This is a genomic window from Noviherbaspirillum sp. Root189 (assembly GCF_001428545.1).
In the GTDB taxonomy this organism is placed as follows: domain Bacteria; phylum Pseudomonadota; class Gammaproteobacteria; order Burkholderiales; family Burkholderiaceae_D; genus Noviherbaspirillum.
Map to the genome: position 1 here is coordinate 268,108 of NZ_LMHZ01000012.1, position 14,109 is coordinate 282,216.

At 57.7% G+C, this 14,109-nt stretch carries 14 protein-coding genes and 1 tRNA gene; 5 read left to right on the forward strand and 10 right to left on the reverse strand.

Annotation, left to right across the window (positions count from 1 at the left end; translation table 11 throughout):
- Positions 1 to 7 precede the first annotated feature (7 nt).
- Positions 8 to 1,921, forward strand: coding sequence for a molecular chaperone HtpG (htpG, locus tag ASE07_RS09090; protein WP_057290581.1), 1,914 nt, complete (start codon positions 8 to 10; stop codon positions 1,919 to 1,921).
- Positions 1,922 to 2,279: 358 nt separating this feature from the next.
- Here the strand turns inward: htpG and ASE07_RS27970 are convergent, their stop codons facing one another.
- The 6 genes from ASE07_RS27970 to ASE07_RS09120 form a co-directional block, all read right to left on the reverse strand.
- Positions 2,280 to 3,716 carry a polysaccharide deacetylase family protein gene (locus ASE07_RS27970; RefSeq protein WP_156396483.1) on the reverse strand — a complete coding sequence of 479 codons (1,437 nt, stop codon included), beginning with the start codon at positions 3,714 to 3,716 and terminating at the stop codon, positions 2,280 to 2,282.
- 13 nt (positions 3,717 to 3,729) lie between these two features.
- The gene (locus ASE07_RS29410; protein WP_156396485.1) at positions 3,730 to 3,939 is read right to left on the reverse strand and encodes a hypothetical protein; all 210 of its coding nucleotides are present in this window, start codon (positions 3,937 to 3,939) and stop codon (positions 3,730 to 3,732) included.
- A 559-nt stretch (positions 3,940 to 4,498) separates the two neighbouring features.
- Positions 4,499 to 5,536 (reverse strand): 2-dehydropantoate 2-reductase, encoded by a 1,038-nt coding sequence (locus ASE07_RS09105; RefSeq protein WP_082584028.1) that lies wholly within the window; start codon positions 5,534 to 5,536, stop codon positions 4,499 to 4,501.
- Positions 5,537 to 5,549: 13 nt separating this feature from the next.
- Entirely contained in the window at positions 5,550 to 6,002 is a 453-nt protein-coding gene (locus ASE07_RS09110) for an Mpo1 family 2-hydroxy fatty acid dioxygenase (RefSeq protein WP_057290481.1), read from the reverse strand.
- A 61-nt stretch (positions 6,003 to 6,063) separates the two neighbouring features.
- On the reverse strand, positions 6,064 to 6,810 hold the full coding sequence (locus tag ASE07_RS09115; RefSeq protein WP_057290482.1) for a helix-turn-helix domain-containing protein: 747 nt from the start codon (positions 6,808 to 6,810) through the stop codon (positions 6,064 to 6,066).
- 43 nt (positions 6,811 to 6,853) lie between these two features.
- Complete coding sequence (locus ASE07_RS09120) at positions 6,854 to 7,603, reverse strand: SDR family oxidoreductase (RefSeq protein WP_057290483.1); 750 nt, start codon at positions 7,601 to 7,603, stop codon at positions 6,854 to 6,856.
- A 159-nt stretch (positions 7,604 to 7,762) separates the two neighbouring features.
- Here ASE07_RS09120 and ASE07_RS09125 point away from each other — a divergent pair, with 159 nt between their 5' ends.
- From ASE07_RS09125 to ASE07_RS09140, 4 genes are all read left to right on the forward strand, one after another.
- Positions 7,763 to 8,260 carry a DNA-deoxyinosine glycosylase gene (locus tag ASE07_RS09125; RefSeq protein ID WP_057290484.1) on the forward strand — a complete coding sequence of 166 codons (498 nt, stop codon included), beginning with the start codon at positions 7,763 to 7,765 and terminating at the stop codon, positions 8,258 to 8,260.
- An 81-nt stretch (positions 8,261 to 8,341) separates the two neighbouring features.
- On the forward strand, positions 8,342 to 9,187 hold the full coding sequence (locus ASE07_RS09130) for a spermidine synthase (protein WP_057290485.1): 846 nt from the start codon (positions 8,342 to 8,344) through the stop codon (positions 9,185 to 9,187).
- Positions 9,184 to 10,998 carry a GspE/PulE family protein gene (locus tag ASE07_RS09135; protein WP_057290486.1) on the forward strand — a complete coding sequence of 605 codons (1,815 nt, stop codon included), beginning with the start codon at positions 9,184 to 9,186 and terminating at the stop codon, positions 10,996 to 10,998. Before ASE07_RS09130 ends, ASE07_RS09135 begins: the two co-directional genes overlap by 4 nt.
- 475 nt (positions 10,999 to 11,473) lie before the next feature.
- Positions 11,474 to 11,549 (forward strand) — tRNA-Lys (locus ASE07_RS09140).
- Positions 11,550 to 11,811: 262 nt separating this feature from the next.
- On the opposite strand, the gene ASE07_RS09145 is transcribed toward ASE07_RS09140, so the two are convergent.
- The 4 genes from ASE07_RS09145 to ASE07_RS09160 all read right to left on the reverse strand — a co-directional run bounded on the left by ASE07_RS09145 (position 11,812) and on the right by ASE07_RS09160 (position 13,957).
- A complete protein-coding gene (locus ASE07_RS09145) occupies positions 11,812 to 12,879 on the reverse strand; it encodes a hypothetical protein (RefSeq protein ID WP_057290487.1) in 1,068 nt (355 codons plus the stop codon).
- Between the two features lie 176 nt (positions 12,880 to 13,055).
- Positions 13,056 to 13,370, reverse strand: coding sequence for a flagellar transcriptional regulator FlhD (gene flhD / locus ASE07_RS09150; protein WP_057290488.1), 315 nt, complete (start codon positions 13,368 to 13,370; stop codon positions 13,056 to 13,058).
- Between the two features lie 18 nt (positions 13,371 to 13,388).
- Complete coding sequence (locus ASE07_RS09155) at positions 13,389 to 13,709, reverse strand: type II toxin-antitoxin system PemK/MazF family toxin (RefSeq protein ID WP_057290489.1); 321 nt, start codon at positions 13,707 to 13,709, stop codon at positions 13,389 to 13,391.
- The gene (locus tag ASE07_RS09160) at positions 13,703 to 13,957 is read right to left on the reverse strand and encodes an AbrB/MazE/SpoVT family DNA-binding domain-containing protein (protein WP_057290490.1); all 255 of its coding nucleotides are present in this window, start codon (positions 13,955 to 13,957) and stop codon (positions 13,703 to 13,705) included. The genes ASE07_RS09155 and ASE07_RS09160 overlap by 7 nt, the downstream gene beginning before the upstream one ends.
- Between the last annotated feature and the right edge of the window lie 152 nt (positions 13,958 to 14,109).

The window sequence follows — 14,109 nt, forward strand, 5'->3', positions numbered from 1 at the left end:
GGTAAAAATGGTCGTAGCCGAAAAGCAAACCCTAGGTTTTCAGGCAGAAGTCAAGCAACTGCTGCAATTGATGATTCATTCCTTGTACTCCAACAAGGAAATATTTTTGCGGGAACTGATTTCCAACGCTTCGGATGCATCGGACAAACTGCGCTTTGAAGCAATCAACAACAACGCCCTGTTTGAAAACGATCCGGACCTGAAGATCAAGGTCACTTTCGACAAGGCGGCACGCACCATCACTATTTCCGACAACGGCATCGGCATGAGCCGCGACGAGGCGATCGAGCACCTCGGCACCATTGCCAAATCGGGCACCAAGGAATTCTTTTCGAGACTGTCCGGCGACCAGCAAAAGGACGCGGCACTGATCGGCCAGTTTGGCGTCGGCTTCTATTCGGCCTTCATTGTTGCCGACCGCATCACGGTCGACAGCCGCCGCGCCGGCCTGCCCGCTGACCAGGGCGTACGCTGGGAATCCGGCGGTGAAGGCGACTTCAGCGTCGAACCGATCGAAAAAGCGACACGCGGTACCGATATCACCCTGCACCTGCGCGAAGGCGAAGACGAGTTCCTGTCGGTCTGGAAGCTGAAGTCCATCATCCGCAAGTATTCCGACCATATCTCGCTGCCCATCCTGATGCAGAAAGAAGAATGGGACGAAGAGAAAAAGGAAACCGTCGTCAAGGACGAATTCGAGACGGTCAACCAGGCGAGCGCTCTCTGGAGCCGCAGCAAATCCGACATCACAGCCGAGCAGTATGAAGAATTCTACAAGCACGTCTCGCATGACTTCGAGGCGCCGCTAGCCTATACCCATAACCGCGTCGAGGGACGCAGCGAATATACCCAGCTGCTCTACATCCCTGCCCGTGCGCCGTTCGACCTGTGGGACCGCAACAAGCGCGGCGGCATCAAGCTGTACGTCAAGCGCGTCTTCATCATGGACGACGCCGAACAGCTGATGCCGGTCTACCTGCGCTTCGTGAAAGGCGTGATCGACTCCGCCGACCTGCCGCTCAATGTCTCACGTGAAATCCTGCAGGAGTCGCGCGACGTCAAGGTCATCCGTGAAGGCTCGACCAAGCGCGTGCTGGGCCTGCTGGAAGAACTCGCCAACAGCGAAGACCAGGCACAGAAGGACAAGTACACAAAATTCTGGACCGAATTTGGCCAGGTGCTCAAGGAAGGCGTGGGCGAAGACCAGGCCAACAAGGAACGTATCGCCAAGCTGCTGCGTTTTGCATCGACTCACAATGATAGCGATGCACAGACCGTTTCCTTTGAAGAGTACATCGGCCGCATGAAGGAGGGCCAGGACAAGATTTACTACGTCACTGCCGACAACTATGCGGCGGCGAAAAACAGCCCGCATCTTGAAATCTTCCGCAAGAAAGGTGTTGAAGTCCTGCTCCTGACCGATCGTGTCGACGAATGGATGCTGTCCTTCCTGCACGAAGTGGAAGGCAAGGAACTGGCATCGGTGGCGAAGGGCGACCTTGACCTCGGCAAACTCGAAGACGAGACCGAGAAGAAACAGCATGAAGAAACCGAGACCCAGTACAAGGAACTGGTCGAGAAGATGAAGACTGCCTTGTCCGACAAAGCCAAGGATGTGCGCGTGACGTTCCGTCTTACCGATTCCCCGGCCTGCCTGGTCGCGGACGAGCATGAGTTGTCCGGCAACCTGCTGCGCATGCTGAAGGCGGCCGGCCAGAACGCGCCCGAGTCCAAGCCCATCCTTGAGATCAACCCTGACCATGCATTGGTTCAGCGACTGAAGTACGAGGAAGCGAAGTTCAACGACTGGGCGCATATCCTGTTTGATCAGGCGACGCTGGCCGAAGGTGGCAACCTTGCGGATCCGGCCGGGTTTGTGAAGCGGTTGAATGAGATGTTGCTCGGGATGGCCGGGAAGTAAGGGAACGGATTTTTTCCTGCGCATGTCGGCTCATCGTGTGCGAAGCTTCGATGAATTACATACTGCTCTGGCCGTTTCAATCTCCTGCCAGTACGCGCCGTAAGATCACCTCCCCTTTTTAGGGGGAGGGCTAGGGAGGGGGTGATGCGGTCGAATAATCACAATCGATCGACCAACCATTCCACCCCCATCCCAACCTTCCCCCTGGAAGGAGGAAGGAGCTTTACGGAGCGGCCCTCAACCATTTTTGACCTGCGGTTGTGGCTGGACTAATTTGTCCGATCAATCGAAATAAAAAGCGGGGCTTCAACACCCCGCTTTTTATTTACCCATCATTCAATATTTCACAAGCATTACATCACGGCGTCACGTCCACCGTCACCGTCTCCCCAGGCCGCACATCAAACAGCAATTTCCCGCCGGAGATTGTCGATGCCACCGTGTTCCCGACACTGTTACGCACCTGCACCTGCCCCTTCAACGGCTCCTTGATTGGCAATCCCACCGTCAGAGGCGCATTGCACACGCCTGCATTGAAGCTTCCCGCGAGTTGTACGGTCGCCCTGCTTGACGACGATGCGGTTGCAGTGGGCGTCACCTGCGGCCGGCACAGGCGATAGCGGGCAACATTCGCGTAGGTATCAATCCACAGTCTGGACGCATACTGACTTGCATGGCTCAAGTGATCCTGCAGGAATTGCGACGTCACCGGGCTCCATCCATTGCCATCGACACCATGGCCGCCCGCCACCAGCCACCCGCCGGAATTCACCATGTCGGTCAACTGATTATTTGCAATCGCGAGCGCCTCTGCAAGCGTCGCCGTATGGTCCTGGTCGAAGAACGCAAACGCATAGTTACTTTCGCTGATTTCCTTCTGACGCACGGAAAAGTGATTCTGACTGGCGATGGAGAAGGCTTTGCTTGTGTATTGGTGCCACGGGAAGGCAAACGTCAATGGACGTACGCCCAGCTTCTGCTCGATCAATTGCTGCGCACCATTGATCTCGGTATTGAGAGTCTGATCGCTGAGCGTCGGATCGGACATGTCAATCGTATGCGTCATCGAATGGTTGCCGATCTCATGCCCCTTGTTGTGCAGGGTCTTCCAGAAATCCCAGCCTGTCATGCCTTCGACTGTCGTCGGCACGATGTAGAACGTCGCCCTGAATCCACGGTTTTCAAATATCGCCGCGATCTTGTCGCTTGATGCATAGCCGTCGTCGAATGTGTAAGACGCGGCCGCTTCCTTGCCGCCCTTGTACCGCGTCACCTGGGGTGCGGTCAGGTCGAAGCAGCGATCGACGATGGCGCTGCAGTCGGTTCCTGGCGATGGGGTCGGCGTTGGTGTGGGTGTGGGAGTAGGCGTCGGAGTCGGTGTGGGCGCCGGTGTCGTGGAACCGTATTCGCAGATCTTGTTGGCGCCCGGTAGCGGATCGCCAAACACGTCGTTGTTACAGGCAATCGAACCGGTCGCCGTCCGTGTTGCATAGGTGCCATTGAGTCCGTAGCGCACCGTCCGCGTCCCTGTAAATGTGCATGTTCCATATTCATCCGCGCACTTCGTCCACGTGGTCGGTGTGGGTGTGGGTGTGGGTGTGGGTGTTGGCGTGGGCGTTGGCGTTGGTGTTGGAGTGGGCGTTGGTGTTGGAGTGGGTGTCGGTGTCGGCGTTGACGAGTCATACTCGCAGATCTTGTTTGCACCAGGAAGCGGATCGCCGAACACTTCATTATTGCAGCCGATGCTGCTTGTAGCGGTACGCGTTGCATAGGTTCCGTTGAGCCCGTAACGCACTGTCCGTGTTCCGCTAAACGAACATACTCCATACTCGTCCGCGCACTTCGTCCAGGAAGTTGGCGTTGGCGTTGGCGTTGGCGTTGGCGTTGGCGTTGGCGTTGGCGTTGGCGTTGGCGTTGGCGTTGGCGTTGGTGTCGGTGTCGGTGTCGGTGTCGGTGTTGGTGTTGGTGTTGGAGTGGGCGTCGGCGTCGGCGTTGGTGTAGTCACCGCAAATTCGCAAATCTTATCCGCACCTGGCAGCGGATCGCCGAATACTTCATTATTGCAGCCGATACTGCTTGTAGCGGTACGCGTTGCATAGGTTCCGTTCAATCCGTAGCGAACCTGTGTGGTACCCGAAAAGGAGCACGTCCCATATTCGTCCGCACATTTAGTCCATGTCACGGTAACCGCCTCGGCCGCGAAACTTGAACTGCCTGTCCCACCCTGACTTGTTACGCCCCCACCGGTGCTATCGGTGCCTCCACCGCAGGCAGCAAGCCCGCTCAACATGGTGAGAAGAAGACTATTAAGAACCGGGGGACGCATTCTCCTCATGTCGACGCTCCTTTAATTTGTAATTAATGGTAGAAGCCTCCATGTTATTGAGCAGCCGAAACAATTAATTGATTGAAATCTCCTTCATCACGGCAAGAGCTTGCGAAATGTTAACGCTGCAATATGCAATATTTCGCAATGGAAAAGAAGAGGTCTATCCGGCTCAAATCGCAGATCGTGAGATAGCGCCCGTTGTTCAGGTGCAAATTGACATCCGGGTCATTCGGCAATGCCGATGTTACTCAGTGCAACGACCCTGACTGTACGAGCGTAGGCGCCCCCGTCTTCAACGCATCCAGCAAGCCCTTGCCGTCCAGGGCCAACTCCCTTTGCTGCTCGGCGATATGGATGAGCGCAACGATACGTTCATTCGCCGGCGCCTTGCGACCCACCGACACAGCGAGCCGCACGACGGCGCCATTGAGATAATCGATCTCGGTCTTGCGCCCTGCCTGCATGTCCTCCCACATCGATGAACGCGCCTCAGGATCAATACGCAACATTGCGGCCGCAATGCGGGTAAACAGGAAGTCCGGCAGGCGCAACAAGCGCGGCAGCAAATGCGGCCCGATACGGGCGACCTTGGCCGGTTTGATGCCGGCAGTCTTCAATACCTCGAGTGCCTCATCGATCAGCAAGGCCAGGCAGCGTCGGTAAGCCCGCTGCGACAACTCCGACTTGAGCGGCAAGCCAGACAAGGCATTGACCGGATTATTAAGATTCAGCAGCAACTTGCCCCATTGCACGGCAAGGAAGTCCTGACGCTCAACCAGCGGCACGCGTGCCGCGCGAAATACGTCCAGCCACGGCGACAGGGAAGCGGAAGCGGCAACCATCACCTCTCCTTCCGTCCCCCGATGAAACCGGTTGCCGGGCATCTGCACCACGTTGAATGGCACCATGCCGCCAATGACTTTATGTCCGGAAAGCACTTCCTTGAGAATGTCTGCGTTGCCGATCCCATTTTGCAGACTGAGAACCAGCGCCTCTGGCGTTGCATGTGAGTTGATCGCCAGTGCGGCGGCACGGGTATCCGCACTCTTGACCGTCACCAGGACCAACCCCGCGCCGGCAAGCGCCGATGGATCTTCAGAAAATGGTATCCCGCCACCATCAAGACGCACCTCCCCGCCATGCAGGTCCGTGAGTGCCACGCCCTCGGCCGCAATGCGCGTGGCCATAGCCTTGCGTCCGATCAGCACGACATCGGCACCCGCAGCCATCAGCGATGCACCGACATAGACGCCGATGGAACCGGCGCCGAAAACCGCAATTTTCATGATGTGCCGGCGATCAGTAGGCGATACGGAAACGGCGGTACAGGAAGCTCAGGACAAATAGCGGCCCGATCAGCAGGAAACGCAGATCGTCAAAAAAGGAAGGCTTCTTGCCTTCAATCTTATGGCCGATGAACTGACCGATCCACGCCACGACAAATACCGCCAGTGACACCTTAAGAACCTGCGCCTGGGGCAGCACCGACAAGATCCACAACATGATGCCGGACATCAGCAGCATGCCAATCGCAAACGGAACGGAAAGCCGGAAATAATAGAGCAGCGACACGACTGTCACGGCGACCGCGGCCAGCGGATGCAGTGCCCAGATCATGCCCAGAAAAGAGAACACGATGGCCGGGATGCAGATGAAGTGGATGACTTCGTTGGTGTGATTGAGGTGGCTTTCGCCGTACTTTGCCAGCAGGCTATCGATCTGCCGTTCCTGGGAATGCGAGAAGGTGGTCATGAGGGTCTCCAATGTGAATACGCCGGCTCTTGTGGGCCGATACGATTCTCATCTTAAGACGTCATGCCGGGTTCCGCTTGAACGCAATCGTCATCTTTTGCAGTTCCGACGGCACCACGCCAAAGGTGCTGCGAAACGTGCGGCTCATATGCGCCAGGTCGGCAAAGCCTGCCTGATGGGCCGCATTGGTCATGTTCTCGCCGCGGGCCACTGCCGCCACGCCGGCCAGCAGGCGCATCCACAGCAGATAGCGCGACAGCGACATGCCGGTCTGCTGGCGAAACAGGTGGGTAAACCGGCTCTCGGACAAATGCACTTCGGCAGCCAGCAAGGCCCCGTCCGGTTCTTTGCCCGGATTGGCGGCAAGCCAGTCGAGCGCCCTGGCAATGCGCGGGTCAAAACCTGTTGGCGACTGCGCCTGCGGGATCGCGCAATGCAGCCATTGCTGCGCCGCCTCGCGCGCCATGTCACTGTCGAGTCGGCCCTGCCTCGCCGCTGCGAATGCAGCACGCACTTGCGCAAAATGCGGCAGTGCATCGTACTGCGCCGGCATCACCGTCGATACCGTTTGCTGCCGCTGCGGCAACTCCACCAGCAGGTGCGCCAGCATGTCGCCGCCGCAATCGATCTGATGAAACTGGTTGGGCGCAAACACGGCGGCGCGCGTTTCGATCCAGGGCTGATCAGGGCCGAGGCGGGCGCGGAATGGCTTGTCCAGCCCAAGCGTCAATTGCACCGCAAAATGCGCATGCGGACTCGAATCGATACCGGGACCGATCAACATGGCGCTCCCGTGCCAGAGGTACATGCTGGTGTGGCCCTCCTTTGCGGCAACGGGCAATGTCACTGTGTTAGCGTCCGCCTGTGACATCGATGAAAGAGCCGGTCGTATAAGAAGCCTGGTCAGACAGCAGCCAGAGAATTGCATTGGCGACCTCCACCGCATCGCCGCCACGCTTCATCGGCACCGCGTCCTTGACGCGGTCAACGCGTCCCGGTTCGCCGCCGCTGGCATGGATTTCCGTATAGATCACGCCCGGGCGTACAGCATTGACGCGTATGCCTTCGGCTGCGACCTCTTTTGCCAGGCCGATTGTCATGGCGTCGATTGCTGCTTTCGATGCCGCATAGTCGACGTACTCTCCCGGGGCGCCGAGGCGAGCGGCAATCGACGACACATTGACGATCCCGCCGCCCTTGCCGCCGCGCGCGGTCGACATGCGACGCACTGCCTCCCTTGCACACAGGAAGCTACCCGTAACATTAGTGGCAAAGATGCGCGCCAACCGCCCGGCATCCATATCCTCGACGCGCATCTGGTGCTCAAGGATGCCGGCGTTGTTGACGAGCGCATCGATGGTTCCGAGCGTATCGTCGGCCGCCTCGAACAGTTTGATCACGTCATCCTGCGACGAAACGTCGGCCTGTACCGCGATCGCTTCCCCACCGGAATTCTCAATGGCACGCACGACTTCTTCGGCGGCGTCGCGATTACGCACATAGCTGATGCACACCGCATAATCGCGCGTCGCGGCCAACTGGGCGGTGGCGGCACCAATGCCGCGGCTGCCGCCTGTAATCACCATGACTTTCCTGGTCATTGTTCAACCTCCATCAAAAGCCTGTCATTGCGCCCGCGACAGCGTCCTTTACCGACCCCGGACGACATGGCATCCGGCGGAACTCGCGGCCCGTACTTGTGACCCAAACAATAACATTAACCTTCACTTGCCCGCAGACCCGCTTGCTACAATTTCCCTATGTCATCGTCCGTGCCTTCCGCCCTTCTTGCCGGCTTCCCGCCGGTCCTCGACCGTTCGACCCGCGTCGTCATCCTCGGCAGCTTTCCAGGTGCTGCCTCGCTGGCGGCCGATCAATACTATGCGCATCCCCGCAATCAGTTCTGGCGCTTGCTGTCGGCAGTGCTGGACGACCCAATAACAGGCTTGCCGTATGAACAACGACTGCAACGAGTGCTCTCTCACGGCATAGGCTTGTGGGACGTCATCGCACTTTGCGAACGGGAAGGCAGCCTGGATGCCGATATCCGCCGCGCGCAGGCCAACGATTTTGCGCTCCTGCGGCAGCAATGCCGGACGCTGCGCCGGGTTTGCTTTAACGGCAAGACTTCCGGCAAATTTGCACCCCAGTTTGCCGATGCCGGATTTGAAACATTGGTCCTGCCCTCGTCTTCTCCAGCCAACGCCCAGTTGTCGTTCGACGAAAAACTGGCGCAATGGAAGAACATCATTCTGTAGAATGGCAGAAACATTTCCCGGGCGTCTCAGCCTAACAGGGCCAAGGCGCCGGATCTCGCCGGACCTAGTCAGACATCAGCCATGCTCATCAAACGCAATTCCATGGAAGCGCAAGCCAATCGCAAAGCCGGTCCCGGCAAGGCGAAAGCGCCGGCCAAACCGCGCAAGCCGAAATTCGCGCCCATCACGCTGTCGGAACAGGACGGCGTCGTCTTCCTGCACTTCGGCACCGAGTGGATACAGGGCGCGATGCGTATCCGCAAACCCGACTGGATCGAACTGGAATATGCACAGCAGATGATGGCCTGGATGCTGTTCATTGAAAAACCGGATCGCATCGTCCAGCTTGGCCTGGGTACCGGCGCGCTGACCAAGTTCAGCTACAAGCATTTTCCCGAAGCCCATGTGACCGCCGTCGAACTGAATCCGGGCGTGATCACCGTCTGCCGCTCGATGTTCCGCCTGCCGGAAGACGACGAGCGCCTTGCCGTGATCGAAATGGATGCGCTGGACTTCGTCAACGACCCGGCCAATCACGGCACCGTGGATGTATTGCAGGTCGACCTGTATGACGCGACCGCCAAAGGCCCGGTGCTCGACACACCCGAGTTTTATGAGGCCTGCAACGCCTGCCTGACGCCGCAGGGCATCCTCACAGTCAACTTGTTCGGCGACCATCCCAGCTACAACAAGAACTACAAGGCCATGCGCTATGCCTTCGCTGACGTGATGTGTCTGGCACCTGTCCATGAGGGCAATGTCGTCGCGATCGCCTTCAAGACGCAACGTGAACTCGACTTCGCCGCATTGCACGAGCGTGGCAAGCAGATCACCAGTGCGACCAAACTCCCCACCAAGTCGTGGGTCAACGGGCTCAAGGCCTGGCACGTGGCGCGGCAAGCCAGAACCAAGGATACAGCGCAATGAACGCGAGAGTCGAACAGCCGGCGCAAAGCACGGCCAAGCCTGCGTCCAGGGGACTGGACCTGCAGCAGATCTTCACATGGCTGCTGGCCGATGGCATCGTGGAAAAAGCGCAGGTCAAGGCACAGTTCAACCAGGCTCAGGCCCTGCTGCGCAACGCTACCATGACCATGCATCCGCTAACTGCCGTCGCACAGTGCAAGGTGCAGTCCGCACAGCCGCCGCACAAGCTGCTGACGCTGGACTGGCTGACCGAATGGATGGCGGGCAAGGTCAAGCTGCCCTTCTTCCGCATCGACCCGCTCAAGATCGATTTCACCAAAGTGGCCGATGTCATGTCCGCCACCTACGCCACGCGCTTCAATATCCTTCCGGTCGAACTCACGCAGAGCGAAGTCATCGTCGCCACCGCAGAACCGCTGTCGGTCGAATGGGAAGCCGAGATTTCGAAAATCACGCGCCGCAATGTTCGCCTGGTCATCGCCAATCCGCTCGACATCGCACAGTACACCAGCCAGTTCTTCACGCTGGCCAAGTCCATCAAGGGCGCCAACAAGTTTGGCAATCAGGATGTTTCGCTGCGCAGCAATTTCGAACAGCTGGTTGAACTTGGCAAGGCCAACAAGACGCTCGATGCCAATGACCAGCACATCGTCAACATCGTCGACTGGCTCTGGCAATACGCATTCGAACAGCGCGCGTCGGATATCCACCTCGAACCGAAACGCGACCTCGGTGTAATCCGTTTTCGTATCGACGGCGTCCTGCATCAGGTCTACCAGGTACCCATTGCTGTCATGATCGCGATGACCGCGCGTATCAAACTGCTTGGCCGCATGGACGTGATTGAGAAGCGCCGCCCGCAGGACGGCCGCATCAAGACACGCACTGGCGGCGGGCAGGAAATCGAATTGCGTCTGTCGACCTTGCCGACGGCCTTCGGCGAAAAGCTGGTGATGCGTATCTTCGACCCCGATGTCGTGGTCAAGACCCTGCCCGAACTCGGCTTCCCGATCGATGATGCGCAGCGCTGGGATGCGTTGACCACGCGACCACACGGCATCATCCTGGTGACCGGCCCGACCGGCTCGGGCAAGACCACCACGCTGTACACCACGCTCAAGGCATTGGCCACTTCCGAAGTCAACGTCTGCACGGTCGAAGACCCGATCGAGATGGTGGAAGGCTCGTTCAACCAGATGCAGGTACAGCACGGCATCGACCTCTCCTTTGCCGACGGCGTACGCGCCCTGATGCGCCAAGACCCGGACATCATCATGGTCGGCGAAATCCGCGACCTTGAAACGGCAGAGATGGCGATCCAGGCAGCCCTCACCGGCCACCTCGTGCTATCGACGCTGCACACCAACGATGCCCCATCCGCCGTGATGCGTCTGCTCGAGCTGGGCGTCCCGTATTACCTGCTTGAAGCCACGCTGATCGGCATCATGGCGCAGCGTCTGGTGCGCACGCTCTGCCCCGACTGCAAGCAATCCGACGGCGAACTCAATGACGATGTCTGGAACGGCCTGACCGAAGGCTGGAACCTGCCCAAGCCGGACAAGATCTACCGCCCTGTCGGCTGCCCCGATTGTCGCCAGACCGGCTATCGCGGCCGTACCGGCTTGTACGAACTGCTCAACATCACCCAACCCTTCTCCCGGCTGATCAAGGAAGAGACTGACATCCATGCGTTGCGCAAGCAGAGCATCGCGGACGGCATGAAACCGCTGCGGATCGCTGGCGCGCTCAAGATTAGTGAAGGTGCCACGACGGCGGATGAGGTGTTGAAGGTTACTTCGGCGATGAGCTGATCTGGGTGAGGCTGAGGACGAGCGGTCCATTCTGACGTTCCGTTCCGACGGATCAGAGATACAGGCTTATGCACTTATGCAAACAAGTTAAACGGCTTCCAGCACCATCCATTGTCACATCCCCTCCCCCTTGTAGGGGGAGGGTTAGGGTGGGGTGTGAAGGTTGAGCAAGGGCCTGCTTCTGCATAACCACATCACCCCCATCCCAACCTTCCCCCTACAAGGGGGAAGGCGCCGTCCAGTCAATGCGCGACCAAATCCTGACTTTATCCAGCGACTTCGATCACTCAACACAAAGCCCAACCGACGATGGTTGCCCTTTGTAACTGGCCTCTCTTTGCAACCGGCAGTCCCTCGCTGCAAGACATCCGCAGGCGCATGCCTGCGGATGAAATGCTGCATTTCAGCAGGAAGAACAATTTAATAACGCACCCCTTCCGCTTGAGCGAAATGTTGCTATAATTCGGGCCTCGTTGGGTCGTTAGCTCAGTTGGTAGAGCAGCGGACTCTTAATCCGTAGGTCGAGTGTTCGAGCCACTCACGACCCACCAGCGAATTCAGCACTTAGCCCGGTCCATGTGACCGGGCTTTTTGTTTTCTGGAAGTAATGGAATGACTGGGGCGCCCGCTACAAGAAGTAACCAAGAAGGCAGGTGCAATCAAAGATCTCGCGGAAATTATTGATGCAAGGTCCATGATCTTGAACCTGCACTTATACCAATTCCAACCTGTAATATGACAAAAAAGACGCGATGTCATGTTGCGTGATGGGTTGGGATTGGGATTGGGATTGGTATTGGAGCCAGCGAATCTTTAAAAATACCAGGCGTAAGCAATCAATGCCGCAGTACCAACCGTCGCATGCAACCCGTACATCAAAAGTTGCCGAATACGACTGGCTGCTACCTTCTTCGCCACTTCTTCCGACTCCACCTCACCTGCGACATCAGGTATCGCAGTGACAGGACGTGCATGTACAGGCTGTACAGCCGCCTGTTTAGGCTGCACGACTTGCGCCACGGGCTCAACCCATGGGGCCGGCGGCGCTTCCTTGCGTGCCATCTCGACCACCGGACGCGTCGACCGCTCCATCACCGGAGCCGCTACCGCAGCCGGCCGACGGTTGTCCGCCGTAATCTTCCCCTTTGTCAGCAACAGATGCAGTTCCTGCACAGTCGGCTTGCGCTTGTGTTTCTGCGTCCAGGCATGAATCAGGTTGCCGTGCCCCTCGCCCATCAATGCATCATGCAGTGCATTGCCCATCTCACGGCCGCGAACGACTGCTTGTTCCAACTGCTTGTCATGAACGTTCTGTGCAAACTTGATGAGGTTGCGTGCGCGTACATGGTCGCGGCAATCGCATAGTTCTTCTTCAAGATTGTGGAATTCGATTTGTGCGTCGATCTGCACGGGCGGATCGAGGACGATTTTGTGGCTGACCTTTTTCAGATCGAGCAAGGCGCGTACCGTGAAGTCGAGTTGCGGTTCGGCATCACCGCCATCCATGAACAGGCGTGACTGCCTGTAGCCGCTGAAGAAGGACGCGAGCGGTTCGATGTCCGCCTTCAATAAGGAAAAAGGTTTGCTCCACTCCGCGCCTTCCTTTTCGTCATCGAGCGGGATCAGGGCGGAGCGCATGCGCGGGATGCGGAGCACCTTATCGATCCATTCGCTGCGCAACGAAGCGGCGTCTACCACAGCGGCTTTAGAAAACTGTGCGGCACGGATGATGGGAGAAGCAGGATCATCGGCGGCGGTTTCATTGCGCATAGGCTCGTCGCGTGCCTGTTTTCTACGCAGCTCCAGCGCTTCCTTGTGGATGCGGTTCTGTCGTTCGGTTTCCCACTGCAGCGGGCTGTCGAGAATATCGAGGGCCTGCATATCAGTGTGCTCCATTTGAAGAATAACGGAGCGTGCTTGCCTTGATACTTGCCTTGATGTTAGTGATGCGGATAGTACCAATGGAGAACGTGCTGTCCGCGCCCGAGGAGGAACGGACAGTCATGAAGCTCATCACATTGCATCGATCGCGCGTCACGCCGAAGGTCTTTCGGTTTTCAGACCATCGCTTCCGGGGCCTGCGACGCCATGATGATGGAGGCGTGGACCGGAGCGTTGGAGGCGCCTGCCTTGTCGCGCAGCAGCGTGGACAGGATCGCGGTGTCGTTGAAGCGGAAGCGGGACAGCATGACGTTGCAGCTCGCCATTTTCAGGACCTGGGCGTTGCTCATGCCGGCAATCAGGTCAGCGATCTCGCCACTGATACCGAGACGGAAAATAGCCTCGGCGCGATCATCGCGAATCATCTGTTGCGCAATCATCAGGTAGCTCAGATTGACATCGCGGATCTCGGACAGGTAATCGTTAGCCATGTGAGTTCGGTCCTTACTTTAATAAGCGAAAACTTCTTGTAATACTTCGAGTGTCTTGCCCATGGTGTCGTCGCCGATCACGCCCAGCTTCCGGATCAGTCGCGCCTTTTCCATCGTGCAGATCTGATCCAGCAGGATCTGGCCCTGCTTGCCCATGAAGTTCACGGGGATACGGAAAGGTGCCGGCATGTCATGCGTGCTCATGGGAGCAAGGATGAGCGTGCTCAGGTACTCGTCCATTTCTTCCGGCGAGACCACGACGCACGGCCAGCGTTGCTGCGTCACGCTGCCGATCGGCTTCTCATAGTCGACCAGCCAAACCTCTGCCCGCTTTACCATGTAAATCCAGCGTCCTGTTCATTGGTGATCAGAGGCCATGCAATCGCCTGCTCGGCATTGCTCGCGGCGATCTTCTGGCAGGCCTGCGCCCATCCTTCGCGGGACTTCTTCTTCGGCTTGCGAATGATGATCGTGTCGTTTTCGACTTCGATCTCTACCTCGCCGATATCAAGACCGGTCTGCAACAAGAACGGCTTGGGGATAAGCACCCCTTGCGAATTACCCATCTTGCGGATTGCAGTCTTCATAGAAATCCCTTTAACAGTACGTTCCAACATAGTACAACTTATTTTCCACAGGGCAAATTTTTATTTGAACAATGTTGGAACGAAGCAGCATTGATTGCCACTTAGTATTTACCTCCGTTCAAACCTTGTTCTAACTTTTGTACCTACTTTGT

Coding starts and splice junctions, on each gene's coding strand:
- ASE07_RS09105 (WP_082584028.1), bottom strand. CDS start 5,536: ATGAAAATTGCGGTTTTCGGCGCCGGTTCCATCGGCGTCTATGTCGGT.
- htpG (WP_057290581.1), top strand. CDS start 8: ATGGTCGTAGCCGAAAAGCAAACCCTAGGTTTTCAGGCAGAAGTCAAG.
- ASE07_RS09135 (WP_057290486.1), top strand. CDS start 9,184: ATGAACGCGAGAGTCGAACAGCCGGCGCAAAGCACGGCCAAGCCTGCG.
- flhD (WP_057290488.1), bottom strand. CDS start 13,370: ATGGCTAACGATTACCTGTCCGAGATCCGCGATGTCAATCTGAGCTAC.
- ASE07_RS09160 (WP_057290490.1), bottom strand. CDS start 13,957: ATGAAGACTGCAATCCGCAAGATGGGTAATTCGCAAGGGGTGCTTATC.
- ASE07_RS09115 (WP_057290482.1), bottom strand. CDS start 6,810: ATGTACCTCTGGCACGGGAGCGCCATGTTGATCGGTCCCGGTATCGAT.
- ASE07_RS09120 (WP_057290483.1), bottom strand. CDS start 7,603: ATGACCAGGAAAGTCATGGTGATTACAGGCGGCAGCCGCGGCATTGGT.
- ASE07_RS09145 (WP_057290487.1), bottom strand. CDS start 12,879: ATGCAGGCCCTCGATATTCTCGACAGCCCGCTGCAGTGGGAAACCGAA.
- ASE07_RS09110 (WP_057290481.1), bottom strand. CDS start 6,002: ATGACCACCTTCTCGCATTCCCAGGAACGGCAGATCGATAGCCTGCTG.
- ASE07_RS09155 (WP_057290489.1), bottom strand. CDS start 13,709: ATGGTAAAGCGGGCAGAGGTTTGGCTGGTCGACTATGAGAAGCCGATC.
- ASE07_RS09125 (WP_057290484.1), top strand. CDS start 7,763: ATGTCATCGTCCGTGCCTTCCGCCCTTCTTGCCGGCTTCCCGCCGGTC.
- ASE07_RS09130 (WP_057290485.1), top strand. CDS start 8,342: ATGCTCATCAAACGCAATTCCATGGAAGCGCAAGCCAATCGCAAAGCC.